The organism is Nosocomiicoccus sp. HMSC09A07 (genome assembly GCF_001808485.1).
In the GTDB taxonomy this organism is placed as follows: Bacteria; Bacillota; Bacilli; order Staphylococcales; family Salinicoccaceae; genus Nosocomiicoccus; species Nosocomiicoccus ampullae_A.
In genome coordinates, this window is sequence record NZ_KV793627.1 from 41,012 (window position 1) to 59,755 (window position 18,744).

An 18,744-nucleotide genomic window follows, 5' to 3' on the forward strand; every position below is an offset into this window, starting at 1 on the left:
CGAGGAGTGTTACTGCATGGATAATTTAAATAAGACAGTGAAGTTTAACATTGAAGAAGCACAAAATGAGAATATCAAGAACGTCCTTTCGAATGTATATAAAACACTTGAAGAACGCGGCTACAATCCTGTAAACCAAATTGTAGGATATCTACAAAGTGGTGACCCGGCATTTATTCCGCGCCATAACGAAGCGAGAAACCAAATTCGTCATATTGAACGTGACGAGATTATGGAAGTGCTCGTGAAAAGTTATATTACACGTGAACTCAATGAGTAAAACACTTGGGTTAGATGTAGGTACTAAAACGATTGGTGTTGCAGTGAGTGATAGTTTAGGCTGGACAGCACAAGGGTTAACAACTTTAAAGGTCGATACGGCACAAAATGATTTTGGTCTAAATGATCTAGCAAAAATTATTAAAGATGAAAATATTACGACGATTGTCGTCGGTTTACCGAAGCACATGAATAACTCAGTCGGTGAAAGTGGCGAACGTTCGATTCATTTTTCTGAACTTTTAAAAGAAAAGTTTCCGACAATTCAAGTTGAATTGTGGGATGAACGACTCAGTACGATGGCCGCAGAACGCACGCTTCTTGAAGCGGATTTATCGAGGAAAAAACGTAGTAAAGTGATCGATAAAATGGCTGCAGTATTTATACTACAAGGGTACTTAGACCGATTTAATTAAAGGAGAATATTAATGTCAAATGAATTTGAATTAAACACAGATGATGAGTTAATGACGCTTGTCGATGAAGAAGGTAATGAAACACTTTACAGAAAATTAATGGAGTTTCATCATCCAGGATTTGACAAAACATACGTAATTGTTGCAGAAGAAAGCAACTATAACTCTGAAGATGATGACGAGCAAATCGAATTAATTCCTATGATTGCTGAACCTTTAGACGATGGTGAAAATTACCGCTTTGCACCAGTTGAATCTGATGAAGAGTGGGACATGATTGAAGAAATCGTAAACACAAACTTTGACGATATTGAAGAATAATTATAATTGCTTCCGTGAATTCGGGAGCAATTTTTAAAAATAAGGAGAAATTATGACAAACAATGATGATTTAAGATTTTCAAAAAACGTATCATCTTATGTATCGGTAATCATCGTCCTTGCGATTATTGCAATGCTCGTTTTAGGAGCATTGTTTGGCGTGTTTTACATTAAGCAAGGTATGAAGCCGTTAGACAAAGATTCAACCGAGGTCGTACGAGTTGAAGTTCCAGCAGGTTCTTCATCGACTGATATTAGTAATATGTTAGAAGAGAAAGGGATTATTAAAAACAGTAAGTTTTTTAAACTTTACTTAAGACTTAATAGCATTTCAAACTATCAAGCGGGAGAATTTGAACTTTCGCCTTCTATGGATTATGAAACAATTGCAAAAACATTAGAAACTGGTGTGTTGTACGAAGAGGTGCATTATAAATTAACAGTGCCTGAAGGGTATACTGTCGATGAAATTGGAGATCTCGTACAAGAAGTACTTCCAGTTGAAAAAGATGAGTTTATAAACTTAGTTCAAGACAAAGAATATTTAAAAGAGTTGCAAAAAGATTATAAAGACATGTTAACGGATGAAATATTTGATGAAGATATTAAATATCCGCTCGAAGGGTACTTATATCCAGCGACTTACGATATCACTGAAGAGCAGCCGGATTTAGATAAGTTAGTGCGTCAAATGTTAAACGCCACGCGAAGTAATACGTTTAACTTATATAAATCTGTCACATACACTGTGAACTATGAAGGAGAAAATGAAGAGTTATCATTCCATGAATTCTTAACATTCTCTTCACTTGTAGAAAAAGAAGCGACGAGTTTAGCTGATCGCGCTAAAATTACGAGTGTGTTTTTAAACAGAATGGCTGAAAATCCATCGATGCCTCTTCAAACGGACCCGACTGTTTTATACGCAAAAGGCATTCATAAAGAAGTCGTCTTATACGAAGACTTAGAAGTCGATGATCCGTTTAACACATATATTCATAAAGGATTAACACCAGGGCCAATCGGTGCACCTGGAACTGAGTCCGTTCAAAGTGTATTAAATCCAGCGAATACGAATTACTACTACTTCTTAGCTGATAAGGATGGAGTTAACCATTTCGCTGAAACATATGAAGAACACCAAGAGAATCGTGAAAAGTATATAGAAGGTGACTGATTTCGCTTTCTCTTTTTAAAACTTTATGTTAATATCTAACTAATATCTACAACTGGCATTGATTTGCCGGTTGTATATTTTTGTGGTGAAAACATGACTATAGAAGAATATTTAAAACAATTGAACACAAAAACTGAGTCGTTTCAAGACGTTTATGAGTACGCTGTAAATAATCGTGTACCAATTATCGATAGCGATGCACTGACTGTATTAAAACAACTCATTCAATTAACACGTCGTAAAAAAATATTAGAGATCGGAACAGCAATCGGATATAGTGGACTTCATATGCTCAGTGTCAACAAAGATATTACATTAACGACGATTGAGAAAGATGAAGCTTCATATGACATTTCAAAAGAAAACTTTTTAAAACACGGTGTAAGTGAAAGAGTGAATGGTATACTCGGTGATGCAAAAGAAGTCGAATTAGAAGATACATTTGATTTGCTTTTTATCGATGCATCGAAAGGTAACAATAAGCTCTTCTTTGAAAAGTACAGTCCACTACTTACGGATGATGGTATTATCGTTGTCGATAATATATTATTACGTGGTCAAATTGTAGAAGAGAATCTACATAGTAAAAACAAAATTAAACTACGTGATAAAGTACGTCAATTTAACGAATACATTTATGAAAACTATCCGTCAGCGTCATTTTTAAATGTCGGCGATGGACTATTAATTATAAGTAAATAACGGAGTGAAAACATGGATTTAAATAATAAAGAATACCCAATGACACAAGAAGGATTTGACAAACTTCAAGAAGAACTCGATCATTTAAAAACAGTAAAACGACCTGAAGTCGTTGAAAAGATTAAAGTTGCACGTAGTTTTGGAGACCTTTCTGAGAACTCTGAGTACGATGCAGCAAAAGATGAACAAGGTTTCGTAGAGCAAGAAATCTCTAAAATTGAAGAGATGATTCGTTACGCTAAAATTATCGAAGAAAACGTCGATAATACAGAAGTTCAAATTGGTAAAACAGTAACATTTAAAGAGTTACCAAATGGACCTGAAGAATCTTATAAAATCGTCGGTTCTGCAGAGGCAGATCCATTTGAAGGTAAAATTTCAAATGAGTCTCCGATTGCGGGCGCATTAATCGGCTCAAAATTAAACGATGAAGTAAACGTACCACTTCCAAACGGTAACGAAATGAAAGTGAAAATCGTTAAAATTGACTAATACAATTGGTATTATTGGAGCAATGCAACCGGAAGTAGAGATATTAAAAAATGACATGGACATTACACGTACTGTTAATATTGCTCACGTTGAGTTTTATGAAGGTACGTTACAAGATAAAAATATCGTTCTCGTTGAAAGTGGGATCGGTAAAGTAAATGCATCGATTATTACAGCGTTATTAATACAAACTTTTAACGTAGATGTGATCATTAATACTGGTGTTGCTGGTAGTTTAGCTGAAGAACTCGATATTTTAGATATGGTCATAAGCAGTCATACTGCGCACCACGATGTTGAAGCGACAACATTTGGTTATGAAATAGGGCAAGTACCATCAATGCCACTCAACTTTGAAGCAGATACGCGCTTTATAGAAGCTACGAAACTTGCACTTAATGAATACAATGAAATTAACTATACAGTCGGTGAAGTCGTTAGTGGCGATCAATTTATCGACACAGATGATAAAAAACAAAAGATTTTAAATGCGTTCAGTAATGCAAAAGCAGTCGATATGGAATCTGCTGCGATTGCACAAACGTGTTATCAATTTAAAACACCGTATTTAATATTACGTTCGATGAGTGACAAAGCAGATGGTTCAGCGGATATGAACTATGATGAGTTTCTTAGAAAAGCTTGTATTCACTCATCTAACACGGTAAAATTAGTATTAGAGAAACTGTGATTCGGAGGGGTAAAGTAATGCTATTTCTTATGGTTTTTGCCTTAATTGTAACTACAATTGTTGGTTTCTTTATTTATAAAGAAACTGAAGTTGAACACACACAAGGAATTGAAGAGTAATTGAGACGGCGCCTTTTTTGGGCGCTTTTTATTTTTAAAAATTAAGAGGTTAATGATATGAAAACTGTGTTAAAAGATTATTTTTTGCCAAGTGATTACGTCAATCGTTTTACTGACATTACATCTGATTATTTAAAATCACATGACAAAACTGCAGTGATGATTGACTTAGACAATACACTCGTCGCTTTTGATGATCCAGATATTAACGATGAAGTCATCGAATGGATAGAAACGTTACAAGAAGATGGTATTCAAGTTCTTATTCTATCTAACGGAAGAGAAAATAGGGTCGAACGCTTTTGTAAAGACTCAGATTTGAAGTACATTCATACAGCGAGAAAACCAGCAATGCGAGGCTTCCATAAAGGAATTACAGAGCTCGGTGTGAAGAAGAAAGCAGTTGTAATGATTGGAGACCAAGTGATGACAGACGTACTCGGTGCCAATAGAACTGGAATCGATAGTATTTTAGTGTTACCTGTAAAAGAGAAAGACGCTTTTGTTACGAAGTTTAACCGCCGTATGGAACGACGTATTATGAAATGGATAGCTGATGAGGACTTACTAAATTGGAGGAACTATTAAATGACTGAATATAAATGTATCGGCTGCGGCGCAGTACTACAGTCTGAAGATGAAAATGAAAGCGGGTTTGTACCAAAAAGCCGTATTCACGAAGAAGACGTCATTTGTAGACGTTGCTTTCGTTTAAAAAATTATAATGAGACACCTGACGTCAACATTGAATCTGGTGAATTTATGACGATGTTAAACTCGATTTATGAAAAAGACGGAGTTATCGTTAAAGTGATCGACGTGTTTGACTTTGAAGGTAGTATTATTCCATCGTTTAACCGTATCGTTGGAAATAAGAAAATTATCGTTGCGGTAAATAAAATTGATCTTCTTCCTAAATCTACTAATGTGAGTCGTTTATTGAATCGCCTTAAAAAGATGCTTGCAGATGAAGGAATTATTGCCAATGAAACAGTCGTTGTTTCAGGTGCAAAAGGTTTTGGATTAGATGATTTGATCGAACAAATCAATCAATATAGCGTAGGTAAAGATGTATATGTAGTTGGTACGACAAACGTTGGTAAATCTACGTTAATTAATAAATTAATAGAAGCAACAACAGGTGAAAAAGAAGTGATTACGACGTCTAATATCCCTGGAACGACACTTGGTATGATCGATATACCTCTTGGAAATAATCAGTTTATGTATGATACTCCTGGAGTTATTGCAAAAAGTGCGATGAGTACGGTGTTATATCTAGACGACGTAAAACATATTATGCCTAAAAAAGAAATTAAGCCACTCACATATCAATTAGACGAAGGACAAACTTTATTTGTTTCAAACTTGGCACAAATTGATTTTGTAACAGGTAATCGCTCTAGTTTTACAATATATCGTAGTGATAAGCTTGTCGTTCATCGTACGAAACTAGATAATGCGAAAGAATTTTATCGTAAGCATTACAATGGATTACTTGCACCACCAGAATTAGAGTCTCCTATTTTACTTGATAATAGTGAGACATATACATTTAAAACAGACGTTCGTAGTGATATTTTAATTAGTGGATTATGTTTTATAACAGTGGATAAAGATATCACAGTAAACGTTACAGTACCTAAAGGTGTAAAAGTGATTGCACGCCATACGGTATTTAAGGATAAGTAAAATGAACTATGCAGTCATTGGTTATCCAATACATCATACGTATTCACCACTGATTCATAATACTAATTTTAAAAAGAACGATGATCCATTAAACTACGGTAAATTAGAAATTACACCTGAGCAACTAAAAAATATTGATGCAATTATGAAAAAAGAAAATCTTTTAGGCATAAACGTGACGGTACCTCATAAAGAAGAAATTATCCAATATCTAGATGAGATAGATGGTCATGCGAAGGAAATTTACGCAGTAAATACAGTTAAACGAATAGATCATAAATTATACGGGTATAATACAGATGTATCTGGATATAAACAAACGATTATTGACAACGATATGAAACACGATAACGTTTTAATACTAGGTGCGGGTGGTGCGTCAAAAGCAGTGTGTCTTGCACACCTTGAGCTCGGTTCTAAAGTGACAATTGTTACGCGCCGTAAAGAAAGTTTTCAAAGTTTTAGAACTCATGATTTTACAGCGTTAACAATTGATGAGTTTGAAGGTGGGGCGTTTGATATTGTTATAAATGCAACACCACTCGGTTTAAAGAGTGAAGATGCTTTTCAAACGTTTAAACTAAATCAACTGAACAATATAGAAAGTACAGTAGGTTATGATTTAATCTATAATCCTGCAGTCACTCCTTTTATGTCATATTTTAAAACGTCATTTAATGGGCTTGATATGCTCGTAAATCAAGCGATGATGTCATATGAAATATGGACAGGAAAAGTAGGAGATAGAGAAGAAGTAAAGTCAGTATTGCGAACGTATTTAAAGGAGAATAATGGATGACATTAACTGGTAAACAAAAAAGATATTTAAGAAAACTTGCACATGATTTAAAACCGGTCTTTCAAGTCGGTAAATTAGGTGTAACTGATGAATTCAACGATCAAATTTCCGATTACTTTAATAGTCATGAACTATTAAAAATTTCTATACTTCAAAACTGTCCGTACGACAAAAAAGAGATCGCTGAGAAATTAGCGTCTGGTACAGACAGTCATTTAGTTCAAATTATCGGAAGTATTATCGTTTTGTATAAAGAAAACAAAGAAGAGAAGACGATTCAATTACCATGAGAAAAATCGGAGTGTTTGGTGGGACACTAGACCCGATTCATATCGGGCATACTCATTTAATCGTTGAAGCAAAACGTCATTTTGATTTAGATGAAGTAATTATCGTCCCAGCATTTCAATCACCACATAAAGCGGACCGTCCGATTCATGAATCGGACCGCTTAAAAATGATTGAACGTGCGACTAAAGATTTAGACTTTATTTCTATTGACATGTTCGAACTTGAACATAAAGGTAAAAGCTATACGTATGATACGATGTGTTATTTAAAAGAAAAGTTCCCGAATGATACACTCTATTTTATTATGGGAGAAGATCAGTTTCACGCATTTGATAGATGGTATAAGCACGAGGAACTACTTGAAATTGCGCAGTTTATTGTATTAAAACGTACGATGGAAGAGACAAATATTACTGCACCATTTCTAACAGCAACAGTACCTATAATTGAAGTGAGTTCTAGCGAAATACGTAAACGTATCGGAAATGACGATTATTATAGTCATCTCGTTCATAAGGACGTATATGATTATATTAAGGAGCACGAGCTATATGAATGAGCTTGAAGCAAAACAACTCGTACAAGAAAAGTTGCCTGAAAAGCGATTCGCACATTCCTTGCGTGTTGCTGAAACGGCCGTTTTAATGGCACGATTGTTTAAAGCAGATGAAAAGAAATGTCATCTTGCTGGTCTTTTACATGATTACTGTAAGTATGACGACTTAAATGATATGCATGAAATCGTTAAAGAGAATAGTTTAGATGACGAACTACAACTATACACGAGTGCGATTTTACATGGACCTATCGCAGCATTTTTAATGGAAAAAGAGTTTAATATTCACGATGAAGAAATTCTTCTCGCTATTAAAAATCATACGTCTGGTCGTGCAGACATGAATTTAGTTGAAAAAATTATTTTTGTCGCAGATTATATTGAACCCGCTCGAACAACACCTGGTGTTGAAGACATTAGAGATATCGTATATAACGATCACGATTTAGAACGTGCGGTATTTGAAATTACGAGAAGAAATATCTGTTATTTAGCAGAACAAGGTGTAAAAATATATAGTGAAACGTTTAAGTGTTATAACTATTATAATTAAAAAGGATGGATACTTTGGAAAGTAAAACATTATTAGATTTAGCAATTGATGCAGTCGATGGTAAACGTGCGGAAGATATTCGAGTATTTGATGTTAGAGAATCGAGTACAATTGCGGATTACGTATTCATTTGTCACGGATCATCAGACCGTCAAGTAAAAGCAATTGCAGGTGCTTTAGAAGCACTTGCAGAAGATAACGACCTCCAAGTTTCGGTTGAAGGATCGCGAGAAGGTAAATGGATTCTAGTCGATTTAGGAGATGTTATCGCACATATCTTTACAAAAGTAGAGCGTGAGTACTATAACTTAGAGCGTCTATATTATGATGGTGAAGCGGTTGAGCTCTAAGTATGAGGCGTTTAGCTATTTATACGAAGCTATGAATTATGACATCCCATACAGTTTATGGATTGATATTATAGAACCATTTAACAAAAACACGTCAATTCTAGATGTTGGATGTGGTACAGGTGAAATTTTAAAACAGTTAACTGCACCTAAAAAGATAGGGATCGATAATTCTGAAACGATGATTGAAATCGCCACGAGAAATGATGACTCTAGTCAATATTTTGTTAATGATATGAAAAATTTTAAGCTAAATGAATCATTTGATTTGGTAATCGCGACAGTCGACGTCTTAAATTATGTCGAAGACTTAGATTCATTTAAACGCGTTCTTCTAAATGTATACGAACATTTAAATGACGACGGAGTCTTTATTTTTGATATTCATAGTGAGAGTAAAGTAAATGCGATGATTGAAGGCGAAATGTTTACGGATGAAAGTGATGATTTCGTCTATATTTGGAATACAGTAAAAGATGATGATTTGTCTCTTCATCATGAGCTAACGTTTTTTATTAAAAACGAAGATGATTTATATGAAAGATATTTTGAATCTCATTATCAACGAACATTTACTCATGATACTGTGTTAAATGTATTACAGGCACTGAATTTTAAATTAGTAAAAGCGTTTAGTGATTTCGATTCTGATGGAACTATTCGAGACTATTCAGAACGCACTTTTTACATCGTAAAAAAATAAAAAAAGATAATTCAGCTTTTGACAGCATATGTATATAAAGAGGTGTCTTATGACTGAATTATTTTTTAAATATAAAACGATTATTTCTACTGCTGCACTAGGTATTATAGCAGTCATCATGTTTATTTTATTTTTTAAAACGACAGATGATTTTGAATATACAACACCTGTAGAAGTAGATAATAGTGTACATGCACAAGTCGAAGAAGAAGTAGATACTATGAGTCTAAACTCAATATTTGTTGAAATAAAAGGTGCTGTTAAGCATCCAAATGTATATGAAATGCCAAAGGACGCGAGAGTTAAAGACATTATATTACTCGGTGAACCACTTGACTCTGCAGACTTAAACCAAATTAATCAATCAGAAAAGTTAAGAGATGAAATGAGCATTTATGTACCAGCAAAAGGTGAAATAATCGAAACAGAGCGTGAAACTTCAAGTAGCCATATCGTCAACATAAATAAAGCGAGTAAAGACGAACTGATGACGTTAAATGGAATCGGTGCAAAGAAAGCTGAAACGATTATTAATTATCGTGAAGAGAATGGTTTGTTTGAAAAGAAAGAAGATTTAATGAACATACCTGGTATTGGTCAAAAAACGTTTGAAAACTTAGAAAATGATATAGAAATTTAGGGGTGAAACTGTGGAGCGTATCAATTGGCACGAATATTTTATGGCTCAGGCGATGTTACTCGCACTACGTTCAACGTGTGAACGCTTAAGTGTAGGGGCTACAATTGTTAAAGATAACCGTATTATTGCTGGTGGGTATAACGGTTCAGTAAGTGGAGAAGATCACTGTATAGACGTCGGTTGTTATTTAGAAGATGGTCACTGCATTCGTACGATTCACGCAGAAGTTAACGCGTTACTTCAATGTTCTAAAAACGGAGTATCGACAGAGAATGCGTCGATATACGTAACACACTTCCCATGTATACATTGTACAAAAGCATTAATTCAAGCAGGTATTAAAAACATTTATTATAGAGAGTCGTATAAAAACCATCCGTATGCAATTGAATTACTCGATAAGACAGGTGTTAAATATACACAGATCGATTTAGATGTCGATAAAATATATGAATACTTAAAAGTGAAATTATGATTTTATTTTTAATTTTTTTAGCCTTAGTCAGTGGAGCGTTAATCGTGAAAATTCCACTGCTAGGGTTATTTTTTATGGTCATTATTACATATATCGTCTTTATACAGAGATTTAGTTATATCGTATATACGTTAATTTTAATTTCTGTAATTATTTCTAGTACATATTTCTATTCTAATAGAGATACCTTTAAAGAGGAGACTATTGATTACTTCACAATATCAGACTACAAATATAATAACGATACGATTTCTTATATTGGTGAATATGAAAATTATCGTTTTTATGTTTATATGGAGAATGAAGCACTCCTTCCAATCGGTACAATGTGTAATGGCGATTTTGAAGTCGTGAAACCAAATATTGAAAGAAATTTTATTAAACGTAATCAAGCGTTATCGATGAAAATTTCTAACGTAGTTGGAAGTATTTATGTGAAAGACGATCGTTCAAACTGTTCAGAAACGAAGAAAACAGTAAAGATGAAAATCAATAATTTAAAATATAAGTATACCGAAAAAGTTTTAAAGATTAGTAATTATCCGTACACCGGGGATATATTAATGCTGTCAATCGGTAATAAGATGATGCTAGATTCACAATTCTTTTCAGCACTTCAAAAGCTCGGTATTTACCATTTATACGTGATTTCAGGTACACACGTTGCGTATATTACGATGGTACTGATATTTTTATTTACACGATTTAGACTACCGATTGAATATGTTAAAGCACTCGTAGTCATATGTTTACTTATATTTTTAATGATTAATATATTTTCTCCAAGTGTACTTCGAGCTGTACTTATGGCAGTGTTACTCATTATTACGAGTTATTTTAATAAAAAACCGTATTTAGCGATCATCAGTTTAACTGCAATTATTCAATTTGTAATTCATCCTTATATAATTTTTCATGCAGGTTTTCAGTTGTCATATATTACGACGTTCACAATTATTCTTAGCCGTCATTTCTTTAATGATAGACAACCTTTCATACAAATGATAATTGTTACTGTAATATGTGAAGTGTGTACAATTGTTTTAATACTATTTCACTTTAACGAAGTGTCGATCAGTGGAATTGTAATGAACTTAATATTCGGTCCAATATTCAGTTTTGTCATTTTCCCTTCTGTTTTTATTTTTAACATGAGTCTATTTACGTATCTTCCGGAATGTTTTGATTATCTTCTACACTTAATCTTTTCAACGAATACATCACTCATACTTTATTTAGGGAATGTAATTGAACACCGTTTGCCGATAAAAAACATATCGTCGATATTTATCGTCATATTAGCGATTATTAGCTATTTTCATATAAGAACTGTACTGACAAAAAGTCTCAAAGAAATAATTCGAATGACGTTAATATTTATTGTATTTTTATTATTATCGTCGTTTAACTTTAAAGACAATATAAAATTTGTAATGGTCGATGTCGGACAAGGGGATGCGTTTTTAATCATCGATGAAAAGTACAATCAAACAATTCTCGTAGATACTGGTGGCAAATTTTATAGAAATGATTATGAAATTCGACTTGCAGAAAAAACGATTTTACCGTATTTAAAAGAAAATGGTATAAGAAAAATAGACTTACTCGTCATTAGTCATATGGACAACGACCATATGGGTGAAGCGACTTATATTAGTAGTAAACTGCCGATTAAGAACGTATATATAAACCCGCGAGATGAAAAGCTTACTGAAGGATATTTAAAACAATTTAGTGAATCAAATATCCTTTACTCTACAGAAGTAAGTGAGTTAAAGTTTAAGCGTATAACTTTAAAAAATGTCAATACAATCATTCATACAAATAATTCAAATGACCAGTCGATTGTGCTAGATGTAAATCTATTTGACTATCATATACTAATGCTCGGAGATTTAAGTGTAGAGTATGAAGAAGAAATATTAAAAAATGTGAACAAAATAGATATCGTAAAAATTGGCCACCACGGTTCGAATACGAGTACCGGCGTGGATCTTGTAGAAAGAGAATTTAATTTAGCACTTATATCGAGTGGGGTAAATAATTCATATGGGCATCCGCATAAAGAGGTAACGGATTTACTCACCAAGTACAATAAGGAAATTGTAAGTACTAAAGAATCCGGGATGGTCGAGATTACTTTTAAAAAGAATGGCTATTGTACAAAACATAAATTACGAAAGATAGAGAACCGTTGTTATAAATAAAAAAAGAGCTAATAAAATTAGCTCTAGTTAAAACTCGCGACGATTTGGAAAATTTGTGCAATCACATAGACTGCAGTGAATCCTAAAAGTCCGACTAAAAATGCAAGTCCTGAATCGATTACGTCGTTATTTTTAGATTGTACATTTTTTTCAAATTTATTCATGACATAACCCCCTATTACTTATTTATAGTATAGAATAGAGTTAGAGAAAAATCTATAGTGAATTCAATTAAGAATGGTGATTACATGGAAAAACTCTATTTAGTATACGGAAAGAATAGAGTGCGTATAGACGAAACAGTCAATAAGTTAACGAAAGACTATTTAGCAACAGTCGATGACTTTAATCGAATCGTCTTTGATTATATCGAAACAGAGATTGAACATATTATCGAAGAGTGTATTACGCTACCGTTTTTATCGGATCGAAAAGTCGTGATTGTAAAAGATGCATTTTTATTTACAGCCGAAAAGAAGAGAACGTCTATCGATCACAACATCGATAAAATGATCCAATATATCGAGGACAAAGAAGACGATACGTTACTCATTTTCGTGACATCTGCTGAAAAATTAGACAACCGAAAAAAGATTACGAAACTCATAAAAAAACAAGGGAAAATCATTGAGTGTGAAGAAATGAATGAACGTGAACTCGTTCAACATATTAACGACGCTGTTAAAAGTGAAGGTTTGACAATTCGAAACGATGCAGTAAATGAATTACTAAATCGTACAGGTGCGAATTATACGATTGTTAAAAATGAGTTAGAAAAGTTGATGTTGTTTGCCCACGATATAATTACAGTTGAAGACGTGAATATTATAGTTAGTAAAAGTTTAGAAGCAAACGTGTTTTCTTTAACAGACTTTATTCTTAAAAATCAAAAGCGTGAAGCGGTCGATGTATTTAGAGATTTAATATTACAAAAAGAAGAGCCTATTAAATTACTCGGGCTAATCTCGTCACAGTTTAGGTTATATTATCAAACGAAGATTTTAATGAACGAGGGAATGCGTCAAGATGAAATTAGTAGTCGTTTAAAAGTGCATCCGTATCGTGTGAAATTAGCGATGTCTCAAGTCAATCAGTATCCGTTAGAAGTATTACTTCAAAAAATGGTGTTAATTAGAGATATGGATTATGAGTTAAAATCAACGTATTTAGATAGCGAAGCTTTATTTGAAGTATTCATAAGCAAAATATAAAAAAAGAAAACTTCCTAAAATTAGGAAGTTTTCTTTACTTAGCAAGTTTAGATTTTAAACGACTTGCTTTATTTTTGTGTAATAAGTTTTTGTTAGAAGCTTTATCAACTAAGCTGATTGCTTTGTTTACTAATTCTTCAACATTTTCAGCGTTGTTCTCTTTCGCAGTTTCTGCAGCTTTGATTGCAGTACGCATTGCGTTCTTTTGAGCAATGTTACGTTCAGTAGCTGCTTGTGTAGTTTTAACACGTTTAATTGCTGATTTAATGTTAGCCATGTTTGCACCTCCAGAGTTAAAAGTTGTACAACTTTGATTGCAACAAAAATATTCTATCAGATTTACAAGTGTAATGCAATGTACACTTTCAAAATGAATTGATGAAACTATATGAAATTGATATAATTAATTCAATTGTTAGTAAAGGTGTTGGATATATTATGGACGACAAAAAGCGTTTAGAAAGACAAAAGAAAATTAGAAACTTTTCTATTATAGCTCATATCGATCACGGGAAATCTTCATTAGCCGATCGATTACTTGAGCATACAGAATCAGTAGCTGCACGTGATATGTCCGACAGACTACTCGATGCAATGGAGCTTGAACAAGAGCGTGGTATTACGATTAAGTTAAACGCTGTTCAGTTAAAATATACAAGACCAAATGGAGAAGAGTATATTTTCCACCTAATCGATACACCAGGGCACGTCGACTTCTCTTATGAAGTATCACGTTCTCTCGCGGCATGTGAAGGTGCAATTTTAGTCGTCGATGCTGCTCAAGGTATCGAAGCACAGACACTCGCGAACGTTTATCTTGCATTAGATAACGAGTTAGAATTAGTACCTGTAATTAATAAAATAGACTTACCTGCTGCAGATCCAGAACGTGTTGCACAGGAAGTTGAAGATGTCATTGGTCTAGATAAAGACGATGCGGTACGCGCATCTGCAAAAGCGGATATTGGTATCGATGATATATTAGAAAGTATCGTAGACACTGTACCACCACCTGAAGGTGATCCAAGTGCACCTTTAAAAGCGTTAATTTTTGACTCTGAATACGATCAATATCGTGGTGCGATTTCGTCGATTCGTGTGTTTGACGGTACGGTTAAAGTTGGAGATAAAATTCGTATGATGCAAACAGGTACCGAATTTGAAGTAACTGAAGTCGGCATACATACGCCAGCTCCAATGGCAGTTGACGAACTAACTGTTGGAGACGTTGGATTTTTAGCAGCACAAGTAAAATCAGTATCTGACGCACGTGTTGGTGATACGATTACACATGCAAACAACCCAACAGATACTCCGCTACCTGGATATAAACGTATGAACCCGATGGTGTACTGTGGACTATATCCAATTGATTCTGGAGACTATGTAGATTTACGTGAAGCTCTTGAAAGATTACAGTTAAATGACTCTGCATTAGAGTTTGAACCAGAGTCTTCTCAAGCATTAGGATTTGGTTATCGTACTGGTTTTTTAGGAATGCTTCATATGGAGATTATCCAAGAACGACTAGAGCGTGAATTTGGTATTGACTTAATTGCGACAGCACCTTCAGTGATTTATAAAGTGCATACAACAGACGGTGAAATACATAACGTAGATAACCCGTCACAAATGCCAAAACAAGATTTAATTGATTATATCGAAGAACCTTATGTAAAGGCAGAGATTATGGTACCAAACGATTATGTTGGTGCAGTGATGGAACTTTGTCAGAAGAATCGTGGTAACTTTATAACGATGGATTATTTAGATGATATTCGCGTGAATGTTAAATATGAAATACCATTAGCAGAAATCGTATTTGATTTCTTCGATACGTTAAAGTCTCATACGAAAGGATATGCAAGTTTAGACTACGAAATCATCGGATATAAAGAATCGAAATTAGTTAAAATGGATATTTTACTAAATAACGAAGTCGTCGATGCATTAAGTATTATCGTTCATAGAGACTTTGCATATCAAAGAGGACGTGCACTCGTAGAGAAACTAAAAGAGTTAATTCCACGTCAGCAATTTGAAGTGCCTGTTCAAGCGGCGCTTGGAAACAAAATTATTTCACGTACAAATATACGATCGATTGGTAAAAACGTACTTGCTAAATGTTACGGTGGGGACGTATCACGTAAACGTAAACTACTAGAAAAGCAAAAAGAAGGTAAAAAGAAGATGAAAGCTGTTGGTTCAGTTGAAATTCCACAAGAAGCTTTCTTAGCAGTATTACGTATGGATGAAGACTAATTGATTATTTTAAAAGAGAAATCATGTTTCATGATTTCTCATTTTTTTTAAGGAGGCAATTATGGATAGCCTATATATTCACATTCCGTTTTGTAATCGAATTTGTGCATATTGCGACTTTAATAAGTTTTTAATCGACAATCAGCCCGTCGACACGTATGTAGATATGTTAATTAAAGAATTAAAGTACTTAAAAGAACGTAGTTTAAAAACGATATACGTCGGTGGCGGAACACCAACCGCTTTAAATCTGAACCAGCTTGAACGATTACTTTTATTTATTAATGATAATTTTAATGTCAGTCATGAGTATACGTTCGAAGCAAATCCAGATGAGTTAACGACTGAAAAAATCAGTCTATTAAAAGAATACGGTGTAAATCGCGTGTCTCTCGGTGTACAAACATTTGATAACGAGCTATTAAAAATTCTTGGACGTACGCATAATTTTGATGATATTTATCGCTCTATTAATCATATGGAAAAAATTGGTTTAGATAATTACTCGATTGATCTTATGTATAACCTTCCTGGGGAAACGTCTCAACATATTGAAGACTCATTGAATAATATAAAAGTGTTACAACCAAAACATATTTCTTGGTATTCATTGATTGTTGAAAAACATACGATTTTTTATAACAAAATTAAACAAGGGAAATTACACATAGCAAATTCTGAAGTAGAAGGAAAAAGATATGAGCGTGTAATGGAAGGTTTAAAAGAAATAGGTTATCACCAATATGAGATATCAAATTTTTCATCATATCCAAAGTATGAATCGATGCATAATAAGACATACTGGAAAAACAATGAATATTACGGTGCAGGTGCTGGGAGCCATGGATATGTAAATGGAGAAAGATATTTTAATGTAAAACCAGTACCGCACTATATTAATCGTATGAAAGAAGATACGAATGCGATTAAGGAAATTCATAAATTAACTAATAAAGAGATGTACGAAGAAGAAATGTTTTTAAACTTAAGATTAAACAAAGGACTAAAAATCAAACAGTTTAAAGATAAATATGGAGTTTCTCTTTTTGATATATATGGAGATGTTATTGAAAAGCATATTAATCAAAATAATTTACAAATAAACGGAGAATATTTATCGTTGACAGAGCAAGGGAAAATGGTTGGAAACGACGTGTTTATTGATTTTTTAATCGATTGAGGGTTAAGTCTTGACATTCTTTGACCTATTGATTATTATAGAATTAGCACTAAGAGATGATGAGTGCTAATGAGGTGAAAGGATGCTTACAAAACGTCAAGAGATCATTCTTCATTTTATTGTAGATGATTTTTTAAATGTGAGCGTACCGATTAGTTCAAAGCGATTGTTAGAGAAATATCCATTAGATGTTTCTAGTGCGACAATTCGTAACGAAATGGCAGAGTTAGAAAATCTTGGATTTCTTTCTAAAGCACATACTTCATCGGGACGAATTCCATCGAGAAAAGGTCTTAGAAAGTACATCGAGGATATTCAACGAGATATCGAAAATATGCCAGCAAAAATCGACTTAAAATTTGATTTTAATGAGTCGAATTTAAATCGTTTAGGACAAGGTATTGCGCATACACTTAGCAACAAAACACAACATTTAACTTACGTTACATTAACAGATGAAAAAGAAGTAGTTAAAGGTGTTTACCTCACATCGATTTCAGACGCGCTTGTGCTTTTAGTCATCGTGTTAGATAGTGAAGCGGTAAAGCAAGTGACGATTAGAAAGTCACGAGATATAAAACAGCACGATTTAGATGTGTTAACGAGAGACTTAAATGTATTACTTATTGATGCTTCTATTAAAGAAGCAATTAATATTGTTAAAACGCATCTCGTTAAAAACAATCCGTTGTTACAGCAGTTTTTATTAAAATTATCCGAAAAAATCGAGAACCTAGGCGATGAGAAAACAGTATCGTTTTACTCAGGACTCGGATTTTTACTGAGAGACTTTGAAACTGATGTAGAAACGCTCACTCAACTTTACAATGACATTGAGCATGCAAAACTTCCACAATTACGATCACATAGTCGTGAAGTTGAAGTACGTTTTGGTGAAGAAATCGATGAAAACTATGAACTTTTATCAATCGTATCAACAAACGTCACTTATAACGATGTGACGGCTAACTTGATGGTGATTGGCCCAGAAATTATGGGGTATCAAAAAATAATCACATTATTACATGCATTTAATCAAAAGGAGAGTTAGTGCGTGGAAAAGAAGAATGAAAACATACAAGAAGAAGAACTAAAAGAAACTGAAGAACTTACAGAAGAAAAGAACGAAGATTTGGAAGAAATCGAAGAAGTTGAAGAAGTAGAAGAAAATCCAGTAGAACAGTTAGAGCAACAACTGGATGAATCTGAAAACAAATATTTAAAACTTTATGCAGAATTTGAAAATTTTAAAAGACGTTCTAGAGAAGAAACAGAAAGAAATAACAAATATAAAAATCAAAGTTTAGCGACTGATCTATTATCGGTGCTAGATAATTTAGAACGTGCGCTTCAAGAAACAGGAGATTCTGAATCGTTTGAATCACTGCATAAGGGTGTTGAAATGGTCTATAACGACTTTTTAAATAAACTTGAAGCAAATGGAATTACTCAAATCAAAGCATTAGACGAACCGTTTGATCCGAATTTCCATCAAGCAATTATGACGGAAGCAAAAGACGGTGTTGAATCTGGTGTAGTGATTGAAGAATTCCAAAAAGGGTATTTACTAAAAGACCGTGTCATTCGAGCGAGCATGGTCAAAGTAAGCGAATAATATTAACAGATAT

25 protein-coding genes are annotated in these 18,744 nt (G+C 33.7%); 23 read left to right on the plus strand and 2 right to left on the minus strand.

Annotated features, from left to right (window positions below):
• Window positions 1–16: 16 nt before the first annotated feature.
• The 18 genes from HMPREF3177_RS00900 to HMPREF3177_RS00985 all read left to right on the plus strand — a co-directional run bounded on the left by HMPREF3177_RS00900 (window position 17) and on the right by HMPREF3177_RS00985 (window position 12,463).
• On the plus strand, window positions 17–280 hold the full coding sequence (locus HMPREF3177_RS00900) for an IreB family regulatory phosphoprotein (protein WP_070456376.1): 264 nt from the start codon (window positions 17–19) through the stop codon (window positions 278–280).
• The gene (ruvX, locus tag HMPREF3177_RS00905; protein WP_068128211.1) at window positions 273–695 is read left to right on the plus strand and encodes a Holliday junction resolvase RuvX; all 423 of its coding nucleotides are present in this window, start codon (window positions 273–275) and stop codon (window positions 693–695) included. Before HMPREF3177_RS00900 ends, ruvX begins: the two co-directional genes overlap by 8 nt.
• A gap of 12 nt (window positions 696–707) precedes the next feature.
• Window positions 708–1,016, plus strand: a complete 309-nt coding sequence (locus HMPREF3177_RS00910) for a DUF1292 domain-containing protein (protein ID WP_068128213.1) — start codon at window positions 708–710, stop codon at window positions 1,014–1,016.
• A gap of 52 nt (window positions 1,017–1,068) precedes the next feature.
• Window positions 1,069–2,193 carry an endolytic transglycosylase MltG gene (mltG, locus tag HMPREF3177_RS00915; RefSeq protein WP_068128215.1) on the plus strand — a complete coding sequence of 375 codons (1,125 nt, stop codon included), beginning with the start codon at window positions 1,069–1,071 and terminating at the stop codon, window positions 2,191–2,193.
• 93 nt (window positions 2,194–2,286) lie between these two features.
• Entirely contained in the window at window positions 2,287–2,895 is a 609-nt protein-coding gene (locus tag HMPREF3177_RS00920) for an O-methyltransferase (protein WP_068128217.1), read from the plus strand.
• 12 nt (window positions 2,896–2,907) lie between these two features.
• Entirely contained in the window at window positions 2,908–3,387 is a 480-nt protein-coding gene (gene greA, locus HMPREF3177_RS00925; RefSeq protein WP_040928411.1) for a transcription elongation factor GreA, read from the plus strand.
• The gene (locus HMPREF3177_RS00930; protein WP_083286810.1) at window positions 3,380–4,078 is read left to right on the plus strand and encodes a 5'-methylthioadenosine/adenosylhomocysteine nucleosidase; all 699 of its coding nucleotides are present in this window, start codon (window positions 3,380–3,382) and stop codon (window positions 4,076–4,078) included. Before greA ends, HMPREF3177_RS00930 begins: the two co-directional genes overlap by 8 nt.
• Window positions 4,079–4,254: 176 nt before the next feature.
• Window positions 4,255–4,785 (plus strand): YqeG family HAD IIIA-type phosphatase, encoded by a 531-nt coding sequence (locus HMPREF3177_RS00935; protein ID WP_070456379.1) that lies wholly within the window; start codon window positions 4,255–4,257, stop codon window positions 4,783–4,785.
• The gene (yqeH, locus tag HMPREF3177_RS00940; RefSeq protein ID WP_070456381.1) at window positions 4,786–5,889 is read left to right on the plus strand and encodes a ribosome biogenesis GTPase YqeH; all 1,104 of its coding nucleotides are present in this window, start codon (window positions 4,786–4,788) and stop codon (window positions 5,887–5,889) included. It abuts the gene before it with no gap.
• A gap of 1 nt (window position 5,890) precedes the next feature.
• Entirely contained in the window at window positions 5,891–6,688 is a 798-nt protein-coding gene (gene aroE / locus HMPREF3177_RS00945; RefSeq protein ID WP_070456383.1) for a shikimate dehydrogenase, read from the plus strand.
• Window positions 6,685–6,978, plus strand: coding sequence for a ribosome assembly RNA-binding protein YhbY (gene yhbY / locus HMPREF3177_RS00950; RefSeq protein ID WP_068128226.1), 294 nt, complete (start codon window positions 6,685–6,687; stop codon window positions 6,976–6,978). The genes aroE and yhbY overlap by 4 nt, the downstream gene beginning before the upstream one ends.
• Window positions 6,975–7,538, plus strand: a complete 564-nt coding sequence (gene nadD / locus HMPREF3177_RS00955; RefSeq protein ID WP_070456385.1) for a nicotinate (nicotinamide) nucleotide adenylyltransferase — start codon at window positions 6,975–6,977, stop codon at window positions 7,536–7,538. The genes yhbY and nadD overlap by 4 nt, the downstream gene beginning before the upstream one ends.
• Window positions 7,531–8,088 carry a bis(5'-nucleosyl)-tetraphosphatase (symmetrical) YqeK gene (gene yqeK / locus HMPREF3177_RS00960; RefSeq protein WP_070456388.1) on the plus strand — a complete coding sequence of 186 codons (558 nt, stop codon included), beginning with the start codon at window positions 7,531–7,533 and terminating at the stop codon, window positions 8,086–8,088. The genes nadD and yqeK overlap by 8 nt, the downstream gene beginning before the upstream one ends.
• 14 nt (window positions 8,089–8,102) lie before the next feature.
• Window positions 8,103–8,438, plus strand: a complete 336-nt coding sequence (gene rsfS / locus HMPREF3177_RS00965; protein WP_102167356.1) for a ribosome silencing factor — start codon at window positions 8,103–8,105, stop codon at window positions 8,436–8,438.
• Window positions 8,439–8,469: 31 nt separating this feature from the next.
• Window positions 8,470–9,141, plus strand: coding sequence for a class I SAM-dependent DNA methyltransferase (locus tag HMPREF3177_RS00970; RefSeq protein ID WP_168161293.1), 672 nt, complete (start codon window positions 8,470–8,472; stop codon window positions 9,139–9,141).
• Window positions 9,142–9,190: 49 nt separating this feature from the next.
• Window positions 9,191–9,781, plus strand: coding sequence for a helix-hairpin-helix domain-containing protein (locus HMPREF3177_RS00975; protein ID WP_148128587.1), 591 nt, complete (start codon window positions 9,191–9,193; stop codon window positions 9,779–9,781).
• 10 nt (window positions 9,782–9,791) lie between these two features.
• On the plus strand, window positions 9,792–10,256 hold the full coding sequence (locus tag HMPREF3177_RS00980) for a ComE operon protein 2 (protein WP_068128236.1): 465 nt from the start codon (window positions 9,792–9,794) through the stop codon (window positions 10,254–10,256).
• Window positions 10,253–12,463, plus strand: a complete 2,211-nt coding sequence (locus HMPREF3177_RS00985) for a DNA internalization-related competence protein ComEC/Rec2 (RefSeq protein WP_070456392.1) — start codon at window positions 10,253–10,255, stop codon at window positions 12,461–12,463. Before HMPREF3177_RS00980 ends, HMPREF3177_RS00985 begins: the two co-directional genes overlap by 4 nt.
• Before the next feature lie 23 nt (window positions 12,464–12,486).
• Here the strand turns inward: HMPREF3177_RS00985 and HMPREF3177_RS08340 are convergent, their stop codons facing one another.
• The gene (locus HMPREF3177_RS08340) at window positions 12,487–12,627 is read right to left on the minus strand and encodes a YqzM family protein (RefSeq protein WP_083286812.1); all 141 of its coding nucleotides are present in this window, start codon (window positions 12,625–12,627) and stop codon (window positions 12,487–12,489) included.
• An 84-nt stretch (window positions 12,628–12,711) separates the two neighbouring features.
• Between HMPREF3177_RS08340 and holA the strand changes: the two genes are divergently transcribed.
• Window positions 12,712–13,674, plus strand: a complete 963-nt coding sequence (gene holA, locus HMPREF3177_RS00990) for a DNA polymerase III subunit delta (protein WP_070456394.1) — start codon at window positions 12,712–12,714, stop codon at window positions 13,672–13,674.
• Between the two features lie 34 nt (window positions 13,675–13,708).
• On the opposite strand, the gene rpsT is transcribed toward holA, so the two are convergent.
• Window positions 13,709–13,951: a 30S ribosomal protein S20 gene (gene rpsT / locus HMPREF3177_RS00995; RefSeq protein WP_068128241.1), complete on the minus strand. Its 243-nt coding sequence runs from the start codon at window positions 13,949–13,951 to the stop codon at window positions 13,709–13,711.
• Window positions 13,952–14,112: 161 nt separating this feature from the next.
• Here rpsT and lepA point away from each other — a divergent pair, with 161 nt between their 5' ends.
• The 4 genes from lepA (at window position 14,113) to grpE (ending at window position 18,731) form a co-directional block, all read left to right on the plus strand.
• A complete protein-coding gene (lepA, locus tag HMPREF3177_RS01000) occupies window positions 14,113–15,936 on the plus strand; it encodes a translation elongation factor 4 (RefSeq protein ID WP_070456973.1) in 1,824 nt (607 codons plus the stop codon).
• 61 nt (window positions 15,937–15,997) lie between these two features.
• On the plus strand, window positions 15,998–17,116 hold the full coding sequence (hemW, locus tag HMPREF3177_RS01005; RefSeq protein WP_070456397.1) for a radical SAM family heme chaperone HemW: 1,119 nt from the start codon (window positions 15,998–16,000) through the stop codon (window positions 17,114–17,116).
• Between the two features lie 82 nt (window positions 17,117–17,198).
• Window positions 17,199–18,167, plus strand: coding sequence for a heat-inducible transcriptional repressor HrcA (hrcA, locus tag HMPREF3177_RS01010; protein ID WP_070456398.1), 969 nt, complete (start codon window positions 17,199–17,201; stop codon window positions 18,165–18,167).
• Between the two features lie 3 nt (window positions 18,168–18,170).
• On the plus strand, window positions 18,171–18,731 hold the full coding sequence (grpE, locus tag HMPREF3177_RS01015; RefSeq protein WP_068128246.1) for a nucleotide exchange factor GrpE: 561 nt from the start codon (window positions 18,171–18,173) through the stop codon (window positions 18,729–18,731).
• Window positions 18,732–18,744: the final 13 nt, after the last annotated feature.

Excerpts from the sequence above, each read along its gene's own strand:
- HMPREF3177_RS00900 (WP_070456376.1), top strand. The coding sequence starts at position 17 with ATGGATAATTTAAATAAGACAGTGAAGTTTAACATTGAAGAAGCACAA.
- ruvX (WP_068128211.1), top strand. The coding sequence starts at position 273 with ATGAGTAAAACACTTGGGTTAGATGTAGGTACTAAAACGATTGGTGTT.
- HMPREF3177_RS00910 (WP_068128213.1), top strand. The coding sequence starts at position 708 with ATGTCAAATGAATTTGAATTAAACACAGATGATGAGTTAATGACGCTT.
- mltG (WP_068128215.1), top strand. The coding sequence starts at position 1,069 with ATGACAAACAATGATGATTTAAGATTTTCAAAAAACGTATCATCTTAT.
- HMPREF3177_RS00920 (WP_068128217.1), top strand. The coding sequence starts at position 2,287 with ATGACTATAGAAGAATATTTAAAACAATTGAACACAAAAACTGAGTCG.
- greA (WP_040928411.1), top strand. The coding sequence starts at position 2,908 with ATGGATTTAAATAATAAAGAATACCCAATGACACAAGAAGGATTTGAC.
- HMPREF3177_RS00935 (WP_070456379.1), top strand. The coding sequence starts at position 4,255 with ATGAAAACTGTGTTAAAAGATTATTTTTTGCCAAGTGATTACGTCAAT.
- yqeH (WP_070456381.1), top strand. The coding sequence starts at position 4,786 with ATGACTGAATATAAATGTATCGGCTGCGGCGCAGTACTACAGTCTGAA.
- aroE (WP_070456383.1), top strand. The coding sequence starts at position 5,891 with ATGAACTATGCAGTCATTGGTTATCCAATACATCATACGTATTCACCA.
- yhbY (WP_068128226.1), top strand. The coding sequence starts at position 6,685 with ATGACATTAACTGGTAAACAAAAAAGATATTTAAGAAAACTTGCACAT.
- nadD (WP_070456385.1), top strand. The coding sequence starts at position 6,975 with ATGAGAAAAATCGGAGTGTTTGGTGGGACACTAGACCCGATTCATATC.
- yqeK (WP_070456388.1), top strand. The coding sequence starts at position 7,531 with ATGAATGAGCTTGAAGCAAAACAACTCGTACAAGAAAAGTTGCCTGAA.
- HMPREF3177_RS00970 (WP_168161293.1), top strand. The coding sequence starts at position 8,470 with ATGAATTATGACATCCCATACAGTTTATGGATTGATATTATAGAACCA.
- HMPREF3177_RS00975 (WP_148128587.1), top strand. The coding sequence starts at position 9,191 with ATGACTGAATTATTTTTTAAATATAAAACGATTATTTCTACTGCTGCA.
- HMPREF3177_RS00985 (WP_070456392.1), top strand. The coding sequence starts at position 10,253 with ATGATTTTATTTTTAATTTTTTTAGCCTTAGTCAGTGGAGCGTTAATC.
- HMPREF3177_RS08340 (WP_083286812.1), bottom strand. The coding sequence starts at position 12,627 with ATGAATAAATTTGAAAAAAATGTACAATCTAAAAATAACGACGTAATC.
- holA (WP_070456394.1), top strand. The coding sequence starts at position 12,712 with ATGGAAAAACTCTATTTAGTATACGGAAAGAATAGAGTGCGTATAGAC.
- rpsT (WP_068128241.1), bottom strand. The coding sequence starts at position 13,951 with ATGGCTAACATTAAATCAGCAATTAAACGTGTTAAAACTACACAAGCA.
- lepA (WP_070456973.1), top strand. The coding sequence starts at position 14,113 with ATGGACGACAAAAAGCGTTTAGAAAGACAAAAGAAAATTAGAAACTTT.
- hemW (WP_070456397.1), top strand. The coding sequence starts at position 15,998 with ATGGATAGCCTATATATTCACATTCCGTTTTGTAATCGAATTTGTGCA.
- hrcA (WP_070456398.1), top strand. The coding sequence starts at position 17,199 with ATGCTTACAAAACGTCAAGAGATCATTCTTCATTTTATTGTAGATGAT.